Origin of the sequence: Agromyces allii (genome assembly GCF_009749385.1) — a bacterium.
In the GTDB taxonomy this organism is placed as follows: Bacteria; Actinomycetota; Actinomycetes; order Actinomycetales; family Microbacteriaceae; genus Agromyces; species Agromyces allii.
Map to the genome: position 1 here is coordinate 21300 of NZ_WBIN01000008.1, position 16576 is coordinate 37875.

General features: G+C 73.6%; 10 protein-coding genes. 4 read left to right on the plus strand and 6 right to left on the minus strand.

The window, feature by feature from the left end; genetic code table 11:
- Window positions 1-73: 73 nt before the first annotated feature.
- Window positions 74-1879 carry an ABC transporter ATP-binding protein gene (locus GQR16_RS11210; RefSeq protein WP_157415236.1) on the minus strand — a complete coding sequence of 602 codons (1806 nt, stop codon included), beginning with the start codon at window positions 1877-1879 and terminating at the stop codon, window positions 74-76.
- Window positions 1876-3774, minus strand: a complete 1899-nt coding sequence (locus GQR16_RS11215) for an ABC transporter ATP-binding protein (protein ID WP_157415237.1) — start codon at window positions 3772-3774, stop codon at window positions 1876-1878. Before GQR16_RS11215 ends, GQR16_RS11210 begins: the two co-directional genes overlap by 4 nt.
- A gap of 478 nt (window positions 3775-4252) precedes the next feature.
- Here GQR16_RS11215 and GQR16_RS11220 point away from each other — a divergent pair, with 478 nt between their 5' ends.
- The 4 genes from GQR16_RS11220 to GQR16_RS11235 are packed head-to-tail and all read left to right on the plus strand — an operon-like array spanning window position 4253 to window position 11847.
- Window positions 4253-7318, plus strand: a complete 3066-nt coding sequence (locus GQR16_RS11220; protein ID WP_157415238.1) for a hypothetical protein — start codon at window positions 4253-4255, stop codon at window positions 7316-7318.
- A complete protein-coding gene (locus tag GQR16_RS11225; protein ID WP_157415239.1) occupies window positions 7315-10062 on the plus strand; it encodes an ABC transporter permease in 2748 nt (915 codons plus the stop codon). Before GQR16_RS11220 ends, GQR16_RS11225 begins: the two co-directional genes overlap by 4 nt.
- A 4-nt stretch (window positions 10063-10066) precedes the next feature.
- Window positions 10067-11152: an ABC transporter ATP-binding protein gene (locus GQR16_RS11230; RefSeq protein WP_157415240.1), complete on the plus strand. Its 1086-nt coding sequence runs from the start codon at window positions 10067-10069 to the stop codon at window positions 11150-11152.
- On the plus strand, window positions 11149-11847 hold the full coding sequence (locus GQR16_RS11235; protein ID WP_157415241.1) for an ABC transporter ATP-binding protein: 699 nt from the start codon (window positions 11149-11151) through the stop codon (window positions 11845-11847). Before GQR16_RS11230 ends, GQR16_RS11235 begins: the two co-directional genes overlap by 4 nt.
- On the opposite strand, the gene ddaH is transcribed toward GQR16_RS11235, so the two are convergent.
- From ddaH to purN, 4 genes are all read right to left on the minus strand, one after another.
- Entirely contained in the window at window positions 11819-13072 is a 1254-nt protein-coding gene (gene ddaH, locus GQR16_RS11240; RefSeq protein ID WP_157415242.1) for a dimethylargininase, read from the minus strand. The genes GQR16_RS11235 and ddaH overlap by 29 nt on opposite strands.
- Before the next feature lie 31 nt (window positions 13073-13103).
- Window positions 13104-14204 carry a Glu/Leu/Phe/Val dehydrogenase family protein gene (locus GQR16_RS11245; RefSeq protein WP_425482622.1) on the minus strand — a complete coding sequence of 367 codons (1101 nt, stop codon included), beginning with the start codon at window positions 14202-14204 and terminating at the stop codon, window positions 13104-13106.
- A 171-nt stretch (window positions 14205-14375) separates the two neighbouring features.
- Entirely contained in the window at window positions 14376-15986 is a 1611-nt protein-coding gene (purH, locus tag GQR16_RS11250) for a bifunctional phosphoribosylaminoimidazolecarboxamide formyltransferase/IMP cyclohydrolase (RefSeq protein ID WP_157415243.1), read from the minus strand.
- On the minus strand, window positions 15983-16573 hold the full coding sequence (purN, locus tag GQR16_RS11255; protein WP_157415244.1) for a phosphoribosylglycinamide formyltransferase: 591 nt from the start codon (window positions 16571-16573) through the stop codon (window positions 15983-15985). The genes purH and purN overlap by 4 nt, the downstream gene beginning before the upstream one ends.
- Window positions 16574-16576: the final 3 nt, after the last annotated feature.

The window sequence follows — 16576 nt, forward strand, 5'->3', positions numbered from 1 at the left end:
CGATGGTGACGGATGCCGCGGGCGGCCGCGGGGTCGAGCATGCGGCGCCCGACGGGGTGCTGCTCTGGTGGCCTCAGACCAGCGAGTCGCGCCAGGCCGCGTGCAGTGCCGCGAACCGGCCCTCGCCGCCGATGAGGTCGGCGGGGGCGCCGTCCTCGACGATGCGACCGTGCTCCATGACGAGCACGCGGTCGGCGATCGCGACGGTCGACAGCCGGTGGGCGATGATGATCGCGGTGCGGTCGGCGAGCAGCGACTGCAGGCCCTCCTGCACGAGGCGCTCGCTCGGGATGTCGAGCGAGCTGGTGGCCTCGTCGAGGATCAGCACGGCCGGGTTCGCGAGGAACGCCCTCGCGAACGAGATGAGCTGTCGCTGCCCGGCGCTCACACGGCCGCCGCGCTTGTTCACGTCGGTGTCGTAGCCGTTCGGCAGGCCCTCGATGAACTCGTGCGCGCCGACGGCCTTCGCCGCCGCGACGATCTCGGCGAACGTCGCATCGGGCTTGCCGAGCGCGATGTTGTCGGCCACTGAGCCCGAGAACAGATACGCCTCCTGCGTGACCATGACGATCGCGCGGCGCAGGTCCTTCGGGTGCAGTGAGCGCAGGTCGACGCCGTCGAGCTCGAGCACGCCGTCGCTCGGGTCGTAGAACCGGGCGATGAGCTTCGCGAGCGTCGTCTTGCCCGCACCGGTCGACCCGACGAGCGCGATCGTCTGGCCCGCGGGCAGGTCGAGGTCGAAGCGCGGCAGGATGACGCGGTCGGGCGTGTAGGCGAACTCCACGTTCTCGAACCGCACGTGGCCGTTCGCGTTCCAGAGGTCGACCGGGTGCGCCGGATCGGGCACGCTCGGCTCCTCCTCGAGCACGCCCGAAATCTTCTCGAGTGCGCTCGACGCGGACTGGTACCCGTTGTAGAACACCGCGATGTCCTCCATCGGGTCGAAGAACCGCTTCACGTAGAGCACGGCGGCCAGCAGCGCGCCGATCGCGAGCGAACCCTCGACCACCCGGTACCCGCCGAGCACGATCGTCGCCGCAACCGACACGGCGCCGATGAACGCGAGCGCCGGGTTGAACACCGTGAACAGCCCGAGCACCCGGGCGTTGACGTCGCGGTAGTCCTCGACGAGCCCGCCGAACTCGTCTGCGTTGCGGCGCTCGGTGCGGAACGCCTGCACGGCTCGGATGCCGGTCATCGTCTCGACGAACTTCACGATGAGGCTCGCCGAGGCGACGCGCGAACGCCGGAACAGCGCCTGCGAGCGCACCTGGAACCAGCGCGTCACGAGCGTCATCGGGATCAGCGCGCCGAGCAGCACGAGCCCCGACATCGGGTCGAGCAGCACGAGCGCCAGGGCCGTGAACGCCATGTAGGTGAACGAGCGCACGAGCACCACGAGCCCCTCGTCGAGGAGTTCGCGGATCGCGTCGAGGTCGCTCGTCTGCCGCGAGATGATGCGACCCGACGTGTACGACTCGTGGAACTCGAGGCTCAGTCGCTGCGTGTGCAGGAACACCCGCGTGCGCAGGTCGATGAGCACCGCCTGGCTGACGCGCGCCGACAGTCGGATGTACACCGCGATCAGGAACGCCCCGACGACCCCGGTCGCGAGGTACGCGAGCACCGCGAGCCCGGCCGGGAACCAGTCCTGCTCGACGAGCGCGGGAATGCCGCTGTCGATGCCGTACGCGATGATCGCAGGCCCGGCGGCCTGCGCGGCCGAGGAGAGCACGACCGCGAGCGCGGTGAGCCACAGCCGCGAACGCTGCGGACGCAGCAGCGACCCGAGCAGGCGCACCGAACGGCGTCGGATCTCGCGCGATTCGGCGCGCGTGTAGTCGAGGCGTTCTTCGCCCTGGACGCCGCTCACGCTCATGATGCGCCTCCCGTGCTGATCGGTCCGGTCATGGTGTTCTGCAGTCTGCGTTCTCGTTCGGCGGCTTCGAGCCCTGCCGCCTCGGTGTCGGATGCCGCGACGTCGCCGAACCCCGGCTGGTTCACGGCGTCGTCCTCGAGGCTCGAGATGACGAAGCGGTAGTGCTCGCTCTCGCGGAGCATCTCGGAGTGCGTGCCGACCGCGGTGACGCGGCCGTCCTCGAGCAGTGCGACCCGGTCGGCCATCATGACCGTCGAGGGCCGGTGCGCGACGACGAGCGCCGTGGTCGAGGCGAGCACCGATCGGAGTTCGGCCTCGACGCGGGCCTCGGTCGCGACGTCGAGCGCCGACAGCGGGTCGTCGAGCACGAGCACGGCCGGCCTGGCCGCGACCGCTCGCGCGAGCGCGAGCCGCTGACGTTGGCCGCCCGAGAGGCTCATGCCCTCTTCGCCGACCTTGGTGTCGACGCCCTCGGGCAGGTCGTACGCGAAGCCCGCCTGCGCGATGCGCAGCGCCTCGTGCAGCACCTGTTCGGCCTCCTCGCCTTCGAGCTCCGGACGGCCGAGCAGCACGTTCGCGCGAACCGAGTCGCTGAAGAGCGTCGCGTCCTCGAAGGCCATCGCGATGTGCCGGCGGAGCTCTTCACGGGTGAAGGCGCGCACGTCGACGCCGTCGAGCGTGATGGAGCCGCCCGTGACGTCGTAGAGGCGCGTGGTGAGGGCCGTCATCGTGGTCTTGCCGGAGCCCGTCAGCCCGACGAGCGCCATGGTCTCGCCCGGACGGATGTCGAGGTCGACGCCCTGCAGCAGGTCGCCGAAGCGCTCGGGCGAGTCCTGGTACCGGAATCGCACGCCGGTGAAGCTCAGCGCGCCGACGGGGTCGCCCAGCTCGCGCGCCTGCTCGGGGTCGACGACGGTGTTCTCGCTGTCGACCACCTCGAAGAACCGGTCCGTCGCGGTCCGCGCGTCGAGCGCGAACGCGAGCAGGAAGCCGATCGACTCGATCGGCCACGCGAGCATCGTCGCGGTCGCGAAGAACGCGACGAGCGCGCCGACGCTCATCTGGTCGTTCGCGGTGAGCCAGATGCCGAGGCCGAGGCAGAGCGCGATCGACAGCGCGGGAACGAGCAGCAGCCACGCCCAGATGTTCGCGTCGAGGCGCGCCTTCTCGATCTCGGTGCTGCGGAGCGACTCCGCCTGCTCCCGGAAGCTCGAGAGTGCGTGCTTGCCGCGACCGAACGCCTTCAGCACGCGGATGCCGTGGACCGACTCCTCGACCGCGGTCGCGAGGTCGCCGGCCTGGTCCTGACTGCGGCGCGAGAGCGCGGAGTAGCGACCCTCGAACCGGAAGCCGACGATCCAGAGCGGCATCGCGCACACGAGGAACACGAGCCCGAGCATCCAGTTCATCGAGATGAGGATGCCGGTGCCGACCACGATCGTGAGCAGGTTCACGAACGTGAACACGAGTCCGAACGAGAGCCAGCGGCGGATGAGGCCGAGGTCGCTCACGGCGCGCGAGAGCAGCTGACCGCTCGGCCACTTGTCGTGGAAGCTCACGGGCAGGTCCTGCAGCTTGGCGTACAGGGCGTTGCGCATGCGCGACTCGACGCGCGTGCCGGGGCCGACGACGACCCAGCGACGGAGCGCGTAGAACACGGCCTCGAGCGTGCCGAGGCCGAGGATGAGCAGTGCGAACGGCATGACCGCGCTCGCGTCGCCGTCGGAAAGCGGCCCATCGACCATCGACTCGAGCACCTGCGGGATGGACAGGCCGATGAGCTGTCCGGCCGAGGCGAACACCGCGCTCAGCACGAACGCCGGCGCGGCGCGGCCGATGAAGACGCGGAGGCGCCAGAGCGCGCGGACCGCATTGAGGTCGGAACCGACGGGCATGTGATCTGGGTGGTGCTGGGTGGCGGGCAAAGCCGTGTCCCTTTCGAGAGTGGTTTCGAGACGACCGCGCGCGTGAGCGGGTCGGCGGCGCGGCGGACCGTGAGGTCGTGGCGCGGAACGGCGTCGCGTGCGACGCGGGTGCGGGGCTACCGCTGATCAGGCAGGCGGAGCCTGCGGGGCCGGGTGCGAACTACCCTGAGATGCCCATGACCCGGGAGACCGGACGCAGAGCGCTACCGGCCACGAACGGGCGGGCGTAGCTGTCTGTCTGCATAGTGTCCTCCTGCGTCATCGTCGTCTTCTCACCAGCCGGCCGCGTCGAGCGCAGCCAGCCCTCCAGAATACGACGCCCGACGCCTCGCATGCAACACCGATTGCGCGAGTAGGCTGTGCGGACTCGTCATGCGCTCGCGGGCCCCTGCACCGTTCCGCCCCGATGCGTCCCGCCGGCGAGACCCGAACACCACGAGGAGATCGCGTGGGAGCGATATCGACCGCTGCGGCGCGCGCCGGTGCGCATCGTGGCGTGTTCGCGGCCGTCGCGGCGGTCGTGCTCGTGCTCGCGTTCCTCGGCACGGCGGTCGTCGACTCCCTCGCGAGCGCCTCGCTCAGCGGCCTGCGGAGCGGGCTCGCGGCGACCACCGGCAGCGACGGTGCCGCGCGGTGGCAGATCCGCGTCTCCGACGATCCCGTGGAGCAGGCGGATGCCGCGGCGACCGTGCTCGACCGCATGCTCGTTCCCCGCGGCGCGGAGTGGTCGAGATCGGTGCAGGCGTTCCCCGTCGACGCGCGCGCGGGCGGCGCCGCCTTCGACGCGGTGGTCCTCGCCGACGACGGACTCGCCGACCGGTCCTCGCTCGCGAGCGGCGTGTGGCCCGACGACCCGGCCGCGGCCGCCGTCGTCGAGCGCGCGGCATCGGGCGGCATCGCGACGACCGTGCAGGCGACCGCCGCCGCGGCGGAGGGGCTCGAGCTGGGCGATGTCGTCGAGGTGGGCGACGTCGGCGGGATCGGCGCCCCTGGCGCCCTGCCGCTGGTCGTCGTCGGCACCTGGACGCCCGACGACGCCGCCGATCCGGTCTGGTTCGACGACCCGGTCGTCTCGGCCGGCGCGGTCGAGGGGGCGGTCGGCCCGTTCGTGGTCGCCGACGAGGGCGCGCTCGCCGAGCTGCCAGCGGCGGTCGTCGTGCGGTGGACGGCGACCGCCACGCCCGCCTCGTCGACCCCCGAGATCGCGGCCGACCTGCGTGCCGTGCTCCCGAACGTGGAACCCGCCCTTCGCGCCGCCGACGGCATCGGCACCGATGGGCTCGGCACCTCGGGCGGGCTCGTCGCGACGCTCGACCGCCTCCTCGCGGGCCTCACGACGGTGCGGGCCGTCGCACCGCTGCCGGTGCTGCTGCTCGGGTTCGCCGGGTTCGCGGCCGTCGACCGCCTCGCGGCCCTCCTCGCGGCCGGGCGACGCGGCGAGACGCAGCTGCTGCGGGCCCGCGGGGCCTCGGCCGTTCGGCTGACGTCGAGCACGGCGGGCGAGGTCGCGATCCTCGCGCTGCCGACCGCGTTCGCCGGTGCCGCCCTCGCCGAGGCCGGGCTCGGCGCCCTGCGCCCCGACGAGGCCCGGTCGTGGGCGATCGCGGCGCTCGTCGCGGGGGTCGCGGCCCTCGGCACCGTCGCGCTCGTGGCCGGGCGAGCCTGGTGGGAGGCCACGCGTCCGCTGCTGCGCGGCTCGGGCGACGAGGTGGGGCGGATGCCGCGGGCGGCCGTCGCGGGCGGCGTGCTGCTCGTCGTGGTCGCCGCGGCCGTGACGCTGTGGCAGTTCCGGCTGTACGGATCCCCGCTCGTGGCGAACGCGTCGGGCGTGCTCGAGGTGGATCCCGTCGCGGTGCTCGCGCCCGTGCTCGTGCTCGTGGCACTCGCCCTCGTCGGCAACGCGCTCTCCCGTCCGGTCGCGGGCGTGCTCGAGCGGGTCGCCGTCGCCCGTCCCGGGCTCGTGCCCTCGCTGCCGATGCGCCAGCTCGCACGGCGCGCCGGACTCTACGCCTCCGCGTCGCTCGTGACCGTGCTCGCGGTCGGCGGCCTGACCCTCGCCGCCGCGTTCGCCGGAAGCTGGCAGGGCTTCGACCGGGCGGCCTCGGCGATCGCGGTCGGCGGCGACGTCCGGGTCGCGTACGCCGGCCGCTCGATCGTGCACGACGCAGATCCGCTCGCGCTCGTCGACCCGTTCTCGGGCGCGCCCGGCGTCGACGCGAGCCTGCCCGTGGTCCTCGGCGAGGGGCGCATCGGCTCCGACCCCGCGACGCTCATCGCACTGCCCGCGGCCGCCGTGGCCGCCGACGCGGGATCGTCGGCCGCGGCCGACGCGCGCTCCGCGCTCGCGCCCGCGCAGGTCGCGCCCGAGCTCCCGCCTGGTGCCTCGACGCTCGACGTCGACGTGCAGGTCTCGGCCCCGTCCGGCGTTCCGGGCTCCGTCGCGGTCACGGCCTGGGTGCTCGGACCAGACGGCGATGCCGGCCGGCTGCCGGCGGGCTCGTTCGACGTCGCCTCCGGCGGCGGCGCCGGACGGGTCGCCCTGCCCGACCTCGACGGGCTGCGGCTCCTCGGCTTCGACGCGACGCTCGACGGATCGCAGGGCCTCGGCACCGTCGAGGTGCGCTTCGGCGACGTCCTGGTCGACGGCGCGCCCGCGGCATCCGACCTGCTCGCCGATGCCGTCGTGCTGGTGAGCGCGAAGGCACCGACGGGGCGCGCGCCCGTCGCCGGTGCGACCGACGTCGCGCCCGTGTCCGCGGTGCTCGGCGCAGCCCTCGCCGCCCGCATCGACGCCCAGCGCGGCGATGCGTTCACCTTCCGGGTGCTCACGGGCGGCGCGGATGTCGCGGCCGTCGTCTCGGACATCGCTCCCGCCGTGGCGGGCGCCGGCGGCTCGGGCCTGCTCGTCGACCTCGCGGAGCTCTCCCGGGCCGCGTTCGTCTCCGGCGCGGGCGTACCGGCGTACACCGACCGCTGGATCTCGACCTCGGAGCCCGCGGCGGTGGCCGACGGCATCAGTCGGGAGCGCAGCACGGCGCTCACCACGACGACCCGGGCCGACGCGTCGTCCGAGCCGCTCATCGGCCCGGCCGTCGCTGCGCTCTGGGCGGGCGCGGGCGGCGCGCTGCTGTTCGCCGCGGTCGCGGTGGCCGCGCTCAGCGCCGCGCTCTCCCGCGCGCGCTTCGGCGAGGTCGTCGTGCTGCGCGCGCTCGGCATGCCCGCGCGGCTGCAGGCCAGGGCGCGGTCCGCCGAGCTCGCGGCGGCGCTCGGAACGGCCGTCGTCGTCGGGGCGGTCGTCGGCGCGCTCACGGCCGTCGCGACGGCCAGGGAGCTCGCGCGCGCAGCGGTCGCCGGCGCCCCGGCCTCGCTGGGCGTCGACCTGACGCTCGACGTGCTGCCCTGGGCGATCGGGCTCGTCGCGTTCGTGGCGGCGACGGCCCTGATCGGCCGCCTCGCCGCGGCATCCGTTCGACGACTGGCGGCGACGCCCGGCATCCGCGAGGAGGAACGATGAGCGGCTCGCACCGTTCGCGGCTCTCGACGGCCGGGCTGCTGCGCCGACAGCTGACGACCTCGCCGGGGGCGTCGATCGCGCTCGCCCTGCTCGTGCTCGTGGGGGCGCTGCTGGCCACCGCGGTGCCGCGCGCCGCGACCGCGCTGCACACCGAGGCGCTCCACGAGCAGCTCGCCGACCTCCCGGCGGCCGAGCTCGACCTCACCGCCTCGGCTCGCGAGCGCCCCGGCGTCGGCCCGTCGGCGAACGGCACCACGCTCGCCCCCGACGTCGAGGCGGTCTGGGGCGCGCAGGAGGACCACCTCGCGGCGATCGTCGACGAGATGCCCGCACCGCTGGCCGCGATCACCGAACCGCCGCTCGCGATGCTCACAGTCGCCCCGGTGCGGGCGAAGGTGCCCGGCGCGGGCCCGAGTGCGCCGTCGTACCGCATCATGCCCGGATTCGACCCACGCCTCCGGGAGCACGTGACGCTGACCGCCGGCGCGTGGCCGGCCCCCATCGAGGCGGCGGTCCCGTCGGGCACGCCCATCGAGCTCGTGCTCACCGACGCCGTCGCCGAGCGCATGGACTGGGCCCTCGGCGAGGAGCGCTTCATCGACATCGACGGCACGCCGCAGCCCGTCGTCCTCTCGGGCACGGTGGCGCCCGTCGACGCCGGCGACGGCGTCTGGACGCACATCGTGCCCGCCCTCGAGGCGTCGGTGGTCGACAACGGCCTCGCACCGCCCGAGATCACCGCCGTCGCGTTCCTCGACCCGGCCTCGTGGTCGGACTTCGCCCGGGTCAGCGTGCCGCTCACGCTCGAGGTCTGGATCCCGATCGACACGGCGAGCATCACGGCCGACGCCTCCGCCGAGCTCGCGCCCATGCTCGGCCAGTTCTCGAGCGACCTGCACGCGGTCGGCGAGGGCGGGTGGGTCGACGAGTACTACACCGTGGCCGGCCTGGCCTTCTCGAGCAGCCTGCGCGACGAACTCGCGCTCGCCTCCGCTGCCGCCACCGCGAGCGACGCCCTGCTCGCGACCGTGGCGTCCGGCCCCATCGGCGTGATGGTCGCCGTGCTCGTGCTCGGCGCGCGCGTCGTCTTCGAGCGCCGGCGCGAGGGCCTCGAGCTCGTCGCCGCACGCGGAGCGTCGAACGGGCAGCTGCGCGGCATCCTCGCGCTCGAGGGCGGCCTCATCGGCCTGCCGGCCGCGATCGTCGGCGGTGTGGTCGGGACCCTGGCGTTCGACGCCGACGGCGGGTCTGCGGGCTGGGTCGTCGCCGCGCTGTTCGCCGTCACGCCCGCCGCCCTGCTCATCGCCTCCGCCCCGTCGCTGAGCCCGCTCAGGCGGGTCCGCGCCGACCTCGGCTCCGCGAACGGCGGGCGTCTGCGCTGGATCGGCGAGCTCGTGCTCGTGCTGCTCGCCGCGGCATCCGTGGTGCTGCTGTTCCGGCGCGGGCTCGCCTCGTCCGCCTCGGTCGGCGTCGACCCGCTGCTCGCCGCCGTGCCGCTGCTGCTCTCGCTCGTGGCCTGCCTCGTCGTGCTGCGGGTCTACCCGCTGCCGCTCGCGCGCATCGTGCGATCGATGGCCGCCAAGCCCGGACTCGTCGGGTTCCTCGGGTCGGCGCGGGCCCTCCGCGACCCCTCGGCCGGCCTCGTGCCCGTGCTCGCGGTCGTGGTCGGCGTCGCGGTCGCCGTGTTCTCGTCGGTGCTGCTCGGCACGATCGGCTCGGGCGTCGAGGCCGCGGCTTCCCACCGGGTCGGTGCGGATGCCTCGGTCGCCGGTCGACCGCTCACGCAGGCGCAGCTCGACGAGTTGCGGGCCGTGCCCGGCGTCGAGGCGATCGCGCCGGTCTACTCGACCCGCAATGCGTCGATCACGATCGACGGCCGGCAGCGCACCACGACGCTCATCGTGATCGACGTCGCCGAGATGCAGGTCGTGCAGCAGGGGCGGCCCGACGCGACGCCCCTGCCCGACACGCTCGCCGAGCCCCCGGGCGCCGACGGCGTGCCCGTGCTCGTCTCCGGCGTCGTCGCCGCGGTGACCGCCGGCGCGACCGACGTCGAGATCGACGGCGACCCGTTCTCGGTCGAAGGGGTCGTCGACGGCACCACCGCGTACTCGCCCCGTGCGAACTGGATGCTCATGGACGCCGCGAACGCCCGCCCCTACACCGACACGCTCGTGCCGCGCACCGTGCTCGTGCGCTTCGACGCCGGAGCCGACACGCAGGCCGTCGTCGCCGACCTCGAGCGCATCGCCCCCGACAGCACCGTCGAGACGCCCGAGCGCGTCGCCGACGACCTCGGCTCCCGGCCGACCGTGCAGGGTCTCGTCGCCGCGCTCATCGCCGCGATCGTGCTCGTGAGCCTGCTCACCGCGCTCGCGATCGTCCTGACGCTGATCGTCGGTCGCCCTGCCCGCGAGCGCCTGCTGCCCCTGCTCGCGACCCTCGGCCTCGACCGCCGCGGCGAGCGCGCGCTCGTGGCCTGGGAGATCGCGCCCGTCACGGCCGTGTCGCTCGTCGTGGGCGCCGCGCTCGGGGCCGTGCTGCCGTTCGTGGTGCTCGGCGGCATCGACCTGAGCTCGTTCACCGGCGGCGATGCCCAGCCCGCGGTCGCCTACGACCCGTGGCTCATCGCAGGAGTGCTCGCGACCTCGGTCGTCGTGACGGTCGTCGCATCGGCGCTCGCAGCTTCGCTCGGGTCGCGCATCGACGTGGCACGCGCGATGCGCAAGGAGGAGGAAGGATGATCACGTGGCAGACACGCTGACCGGCCCGCACATCCTGTGCACCGACCTGGTGCGCATCTTCACGGCCGACGGAGTCGAGGTGCAGGCGCTGCAGGGGCTGAACCTGCGGGTCGAGCCCGGCGAGATGGTGGCCGTGATCGGCGCCTCGGGCTCGGGCAAGTCGACGCTGCTCACGATCCTGTCGGGCCTCGACACCGCGACCGCGGGCAGCGCGAGCGTGGCTGGCCATGACCTGCTCGCCATGCGCTCGCGCGAGCGGGTGCAGTACCGCAGGCGCACCGTGGGCTTCGTCTGGCAGCAGACCTCGCGCAACCTCCTCCCCTATCTCACCGCCGCCGAGAACGTCGCCCTCGCGATGAACGTCGCCGGCACCTCGCGCGGTGCGGCACGGGCCGCGCGGGTCGATGAGCTGCTCGAGCTGCTGCGCGTCGACGATGTGCGCGATCGCCGCCCGGCCGAACTCTCGGGCGGTCAGCAGCAGCGCGTCGCGATCGCGGTCGCGCTCGCGAACGACCCGCTCGTGCTGCTCGCCGACGAACCGACGGGCGAACTCGACGAGGCCACCTCGGCGGCCGTGCTCGAGGCCATGCGCAGCGTCAACGAGGAGCTCGGCGTGACCACGCTCATCGTCACCCACGACCCCACCGTGTCGGGGCACGTACGGCGCACGGTGCAGATCCGCGACGGCCGCACCTCGACCGAGGTGCTGCGCTCGACGCGCGTCGACGAGCACGGCGCCGAGGAGCACGTCGCCGAAGAGTTCGCCGTGCTCGACCGCGTCGGGCGCCTCCAGCTGCCGCACGAGTTCGTGCAGCGCCTCGACCTGCGCGACCGGGTGCGCCTCGCGCTCGAGCCCGACCACGTCGGCGTCTGGCCGGGCAGCACGGCGAGCGGGGCGGATGCCGCAGCCGGCCGTCGATCCGACGACGCCGCCGCCGAGCCGAGTGCAGCCGGCCTCCCCGCCGACGGGAGCGTTGCCCCGACCGGCGACTCCCTCGCCGACCCGGCCGATGACCTGCTCAGCGACGCATCGCGCGCCCCACGGCGCGCCCCGCGGCACGCCGCGCCCGACGATGAGGAGTCACGATGACCACGCTCGCCGCCGAACACGTGAGCCGCGACTTCGCGACCGACGCCGGTGTCGTCCACGCGGTGGTCGATGTCTCGCTCGAGGTGCGCCCCGGCGAGCTGCTCGTCGTCACCGGCCCGTCGGGCGCCGGCAAGACGACCCTGCTGAACCTGCTCGGCGGCCTCGACCGCCCCACTTCGGGCCGGGTGCTGCTCGGCGACGCCGACCTCTCGACGCTCGACGACGACGCGCTCGCGGCGATCCGCCGCGAGCGACTCGGCTACGTGTTCCAGTCGTTCGGACTCATCCCGGTGCTCTCGGCGTCCGAGAACGTCGAGGTGCCGCTGCGCCTGCTCCGCATGCCGCCGGCCGAGCGCGACGCGCGCGTCGTCGAGGCGCTCGAGGCCGTGGGGTTGGGCGCGCACGGAGCGCAGCGACCGTACGAGCTCTCCGGCGGTCAGCAGCGACGCGTGGGCATCGCCCGCGCGCTCGCGGCGCGACCGAGCCTGCTGCTCGCCGACGAGCCGACGGGCCAGCTCGACAGCAGCACCGCGGCGACGGTGATAGACCTCATCGGCGAGCTCGTGCACGCACGAGGTGTGGCCGCCGTGGTCACGACGCACGATCCGGCCCTCGTGCGTCGAGCCGACCGCGTGCTCGAACTGCACGACGGGGTCGTGAAGCGGGTCAGCGCACCCGCACCGACAGGCACGTGACGCAGCCCTCGAGCTTCTCGAACTCGCTGATGTCGACCGTCACGACCCGGTAGCCCAGGTTCGAGAGCATCGCCGCGGTCTCGGGAGCCGCCGACGACATGAGCAGCGACTCGTCGCTGAGCGCGACGACCGCGACGCCCTCGGGCTCGCGAACCGGCAGGAACCGCGGGAACAGGCTCGGCACGTCGACGCGCTCGGGGTCGCCGATCACGGTGCCGTCGGGCAGCGCCGTGACCGCGCTCTTCAGGTGCAGCGCCTTGGTCAGCGGCACTGCGACGACCTCGTACCCGTGCGGTGCGAGCAGCGCGCGCAGCTGGCGGATGCCCTCGGCGTTCGTGCGGGAGCTCGCGCCGACGTAGACCGTGGAGCCGACCTTCAGCACGTCGCCGCCGTCGAGCGTTCCGGGCGCGAGGATCGTCGCGACCGTGATGCCCGGGATGTTGCGCACCGCGCGCTCGACCGCTTCGGTCTCGGGGCGACGCGACTCGGCACCCGGGTGGGCGATCACGGCGAGGTCGCCGAACATGACGACCGCGTCCTCGACGAAGACCGAGTCGGCCAGGTCGGGCGCGGCGTCGACCTCGACGGTCTCCCAGCCCTCGGCCACGAGCGCGGCGCAGTAGTTGTCCCACTGGTCGTCGGCGAGTGCGTGATCGACGGGCCGTCGGTCGAGGTGCGTGAGCAGCCCCTCGTCGAGGTTCGTCGCGGGAATGCGCACGAGCGCGATGCGCCGCGGATCGCGCTGCGGCGCGTAGGCGAGGATGCCGTTCAGCACGCGTGGCGCGAGGAGCATCTCGCCCACGACGACCGCGGCGATGAAGATCAGGTTGAGGCTCACGAGCGAGCCGACGACGAAGAGGAACAGCGGCCCCGAGAACGGGATGCCGATCGAGGTCGCCGTGACCGTGGTGCCGACGAGCGCCGCCAGGCAGGCGGAGGTGAAGCCCACGATGAGCGTCAGGAACCACGCGCGGGTCGCGCCGGCCGCGTTGCCCACCGAGAGCAGCGCCCAGGCGATGAACGCCACGAGCGCGAAGTGCCCCGAGACCTGCGCGAACGCCTGCGGCGACTGCCCGTTGCCGATGAAGAAGGCCACCACGGCGACGAGGCCCGCGAGGCCGGCGACCGCAGCCGACGAGAGGAACACCGCCAGAACCCGGCGTCCGAGCGTCGGCTCGGGCTTGAACCGGGCAGGGGCGGCGGGCGTGGCGGCGGGGGACGTCATGGGGTTGAGCCTAGCGGCCCCCGCCGCGCGCTCAGTTCGCGGCGTCGAGGCGCGCGTGGGCCAGCCGGTCGGCTGCCGCGAGCGTCGTGGTGCCGTGCTCGTCGGCCGATCGCAGCACGGATGCCACGGTGTCGCCGATCGCCGCGATGCGGGCGTCGAGCGCCTCGACGTCGGCGTCTTCACCGCTCGCGACGTCGAGGTAGATGACCCCGCCGGCGTTCACGACGAAGTCGGGAGCCCAGACGATGCCGCGTTCGGTGAGGAGCCCGGCGACCTCGCGCGACGCGAGCTGGTTGTTCGCCGCGCCGACGACGGCGCGGACCCGCAGGTCGCGCACCACCTCGGGCGTCAGCACGCCGCCGAGTCCGCACGGCACGAAGACGTCGGCCTCGACGAGGTGCGCGTCGGCCGGGTCGACCCAGGCGGCGTCGAGCTCGTCGGCGAGGGCGCGCTTCTCGGGTGCGACATCCGTCACCGTCAGCTCGGCCCCGCCCGCCGCGAGCGACCGGGCGAGGCGTCCGCCCACCTGGCCGAGACCCGAGATCACGAGGTGACGGCCGGCCAGGTCGCGCGACCCGAACACATGCTCGAGCGTCGCGAGGATCGACGCGTGCACGCCGGCCGCGGTCGCGTCGGCCGGTTCGCCGACGCCGCCCTGCTCGGGCGGGAGGCCGCACACGTGCGCGGTGCGCTCGGCGACGACGGCCATGAGCTCGGCGCTCGTGCCGACGTCTTCGGCGGTCATGTAGGCGCCGCCGAGCGACTCGACGGCGTCGCCGAGGTCGAGCATGGCGTCGTGGATGGCCCGACCGTCGAGGGGTGCGCCGTCGGGGATCACGACGACGGCCTTGCCGCCGCCGCGCGCGAGTCCGGCCGCGGCGTTCTTCATGGTCATCGCCTGCGACAGGCGCAGCGCGTCGGCGAGGCCGTCGGTCCAGCTGGCGTACCGCCAGAGGCGTGCGCCGCCGAGGGCCTGGCCGAGTCGGGTCGAGTGCACCGCCACGATGACGGTGAGCCCCGATCGGCGTCCGTGCGAGATGAGCACGCGCTCGTGATCGGGGGCTTCGAGCGGGAGGGCTGTCATGGTCGCCCGGGCTGCGAGGGGGTCGGCAGGGGCGTGGGTGATCGTCATCGATCGTTCTCCTTGTTCATCCGCCTTGTGGGCGGAACGGTGCCGGCGCCTCATGAGCGCCGTTCCGTTCAAGAGTACTGCGATCGGCGGTTCGCCGAGGGAACGACGGATGCCGCGGGCGGCCGCCCGCGGCATCCGGGATCCGCTGTCGTCGTCGCCGTGCGACGCGCCTCAGTGGAAGAAGTGGCGCTCGCCCGTGAAGTACATCGTGACGCCGGCCGCGCGGGCCGCCTCGACGACCTCGTCGTCGCGCACCGAGCCGCCGGGCTGCACGACCGCGCGCACGCCGCCGTCGAGCAGGATCTGCAGGCCGTCGGCGAACGGGAAGAACGCGTCGGAGGCCGCGACCGAACCCGTCGCACGCTCGCCGGCCCGCTCGATCGCAAGCTTGCACGAGTCGACGCGGTTGACCTGGCCCATGCCGACGCCGACCGAGGCGCCGCCCGAGGCGAGCAGGATCGCATTGGACTTGACCGCACGGCACGCGCGCCACGCGAACTCGAGGTCGGCGAGCGTGGCCTCGTCGGCGGCTTCGCCCGCGGCGAGGGTCCACTCGGAGGCGGGGGCGAAATGGCGGTCGGCCTGCTGCAGCAGGAGTCCGCCCGAGACCTGCTTGAGCTCGACGGCCGTCGGCTCGAAGCCCTCGGGCAGCGTGAGCAGGCGGATGTTCTTCTTCTGGGTCAGCAGTTCGAGCGCCTCGGCCTCGAAGGCGGGTGCGATGAGCACCTCGGTGAAGATGCCGGAGACGGTCTGCGCCATCTCGAGCGTGACGATGCGGTTCGCCGCGATCACCCCGCCGTAGGCCGAGACCGGGTCGCACTCGTGCGCGCGGCGGTGGGCGTCGGCGATGGGGTCGGATGCCCCGGCCGACGCGACCGCGATGCCGCACGGGTTCGCGTGCTTGATGATCGCCACGGCGGGCTCGTCGAAGTCGAACGCCGCGCGCACGGCGGCATCGGCGTCGACGTAGTTGTTGTACGACATCTCTTTTCCGTGCAGCTGCACGGCCTGCGCGATGCCGGGGCGCCCGCCGTTCGAGGCGTAGAGCGCGCCCTTCTGGTGCGAGTTCTCGCCGTAGCGGAGGTCGGCGTCCTTCGACCAGGTGCCGCCGACCCACGCGGGGAAGGGCGACTCCTCGGCGGGCTGGTCGGGCGCGACGACGGAGCCGATCCACGACGCGACGGCGACGTCGTACGACGCCGTGTGCCGGAACGCCTCGCGGGCGAGCACCGCGCGCTGTGCGAGCGTGGTGCCGCCGCGGGCGACGGCGGCCGCGATCTCGGCGTAGCGGTCGGGCGAGACGACGACGGCCACGTTCGCGTGGTTCTTCGCCGACGCACGCACCATCGCGGGGCCGCCGATGTCGATCTGCTCGACGACCTCGGCCTCGCCCGCCCCCGATGCGACGGTCTCGGCGAAGGGGTAGAGGTTCACGACGACGAGCTCGTAGGGCTTGATGTCGAGTTCGGCGAGCTGCGTCTCGTGGTGCTCGAGTCGCAGGTCGGCGAGCAGCCCGGAGTGCACGGCGGGGTGCAGCGTGCGCACGCGGCCGTCGAGGTGCTCGGGGTAGCCCGTGACCTCGGCGACCTGCGTGACCGGCAGGCCCGCGTCGGAGATGGCCTTGCCCGTGCCGCCGGTCGAGACGAGCTCGACGCCCGAGGCGACGAGCGAGGTCGCCAGCTCGACGAGGCCGCGCTTGTCGCTCACGGCGATGAGCGCACGACGCACGGGAACGACGTCGCGGGGTCGGTAGAGGCTCGGGTCGATCGTGTGTCCGCTCATCGGGCGAGTTCCTTCAGGTCGAGATGGGAGTTGGCGATGTCGAGCACGGCCTGGATCATCAGGCGGCGCTCCACGGGCTTGATGCGGTCGTGCAGCGACGACTCGGTGTCGCCCGGCAGCACCGGGATGCGCTCCTGCGCGATGATCGGGCCGCCGTCGACCGAGTTGTCGACGACGATGAGGCTCGCGCCCGTCTGGTCGACGCCCGCCGCGAGCGCGTCGCGCACGCCGTGCGCGCCCGGGAACTCGGGCAGATAGGCCGGATGCGTGTTGATGAGCGCCGGCGAGAACGCATCGACCACGGCGGGCGGCACGAGCCGCATGAGACCCGACAGGATCACGAGGTCGGGCTCCCACAGCCGCACCTGCTCGATGAGCTCGGCGCCCCACGCATCACGGTCGGGGAACGCCGTGAACGGCACCGTGAAGGTCGGGATGCCGAACTCCTCGCCGAGGGCCAGCCCGTCGGCGTCGCGGTCGGCGCCGATCGCGACGACCCGAGCGGGGAACTCGGCGTCTCGCGAGGCTTCGAGGAGGGAACGCAGGTTGGATCCGGTGCCAGAGATGAGCACCACGAGCTTCAGCACCAT

Bases quoted from the DNA above. Each gene is read 5' to 3' on its own strand.
- GQR16_RS11210 (WP_157415236.1), bottom strand. From the start codon at position 1,879: ATGAGCGTGAGCGGCGTCCAGGGCGAAGAACGCCTCGACTACACGCGC.
- GQR16_RS11215 (WP_157415237.1), bottom strand. From the start codon at position 3,774: ATGCCCGTCGGTTCCGACCTCAATGCGGTCCGCGCGCTCTGGCGCCTC.
- GQR16_RS11225 (WP_157415239.1), top strand. From the start codon at position 7,315: ATGAGCGGCTCGCACCGTTCGCGGCTCTCGACGGCCGGGCTGCTGCGC.
- GQR16_RS11235 (WP_157415241.1), top strand. From the start codon at position 11,149: ATGACCACGCTCGCCGCCGAACACGTGAGCCGCGACTTCGCGACCGAC.
- ddaH (WP_157415242.1), bottom strand. From the start codon at position 13,072: ATGACGTCCCCCGCCGCCACGCCCGCCGCCCCTGCCCGGTTCAAGCCC.
- GQR16_RS11245 (WP_425482622.1), bottom strand. From the start codon at position 14,204: ATGACGATCACCCACGCCCCTGCCGACCCCCTCGCAGCCCGGGCGACC.
- purH (WP_157415243.1), bottom strand. From the start codon at position 15,986: ATGAGCGGACACACGATCGACCCGAGCCTCTACCGACCCCGCGACGTC.